This is a genomic window from Dietzia sp. CW19 (assembly GCF_014145265.1).
Lineage (GTDB): Bacteria > Actinomycetota > Actinomycetes > Mycobacteriales > Mycobacteriaceae > Dietzia > Dietzia natronolimnaea.
Map to the genome: position 1 here is coordinate 1 of NZ_JAALEE010000561.1, position 735 is coordinate 735.

The 735-nt window shown below is 63.3% G+C and carries 1 protein-coding gene; it reads right to left on the reverse strand.

Annotation, left to right across the window (positions count from 1 at the left end; translation table 11 throughout):
* Nucleotides 1-122: 122 nt before the first annotated feature.
* Entirely contained in the window at nt 123-536 is a 414-nt protein-coding gene (locus tag G6021_RS16010; RefSeq protein ID WP_182641726.1) for a hypothetical protein, read from the reverse strand.
* Between the last annotated feature and the right edge of the window lie 199 nt (nt 537-735).

Sequence of the window (735 nt, forward strand, 5' to 3'; positions counted from 1 at the left end):
TGCTATCCGAAGCACGTCCCTAACACACTGAGGCATTCTCCGAGCAGTCGGCCGGGGCAAGCCGTCCAGGTCTCAGCGCTTCGCATGGGGCGACCGGACAACAGGTCACCCTCTGGGGCCAGCTATGCGCCGACGGAGAGCATGTTGGCGACGTACCCGAGCACAATTCCCAACAGCAGGACGAACACTCCGAGCCACACCCACTTACGGTCACCCGGGAACTGACCCTCGAGGAACTGCCGCAATGCCGCCCGCTCGGCCACGGCCCCGGGGCCGACCTGCTCCACTAATCGCTCCCGCGTCTCAGGGGTCACTCTCGGCAGCGAAATCCGGCCGCCACCGAATCCCGGCATCGAGGTCCGGATTTGCTCCAGCGACGTCAGATGATCTTGCTTTTTCTGCTCGGCAGCGATAAGGCCGTTCCGCAACGATCGGACATTCCGAAGCGTCCCCGTCGTTTCGTAGACGACCAGGGCCCCGCCGCCGAGCTGAGCAGCAAAGGCAGCGGAGTGCAAAACGTAGAGGGTCGTCGACATATAACTGAGGGTAGAGGTCTGCTATGACACGACCGAGCTGCCGCCGTCTCTCTGGGGTACACCCGTGCGGGACGGTCGGGGGACCGCCATTCGTGCTGTGGAGCTGACCTCTCAGTGGCGGTCTTCCGAGACCGCTCATTTGCGGCACAGAAGAGCCTTATTGGAGCCCGAAGGCTCCGCCGCTGATCAGAATGAAGGC

Excerpts from the sequence above, each read along its gene's own strand:
- G6021_RS16010 (WP_182641726.1), bottom strand. The coding sequence starts at position 536 with ATGTCGACGACCCTCTACGTTTTGCACTCCGCTGCCTTTGCTGCTCAG.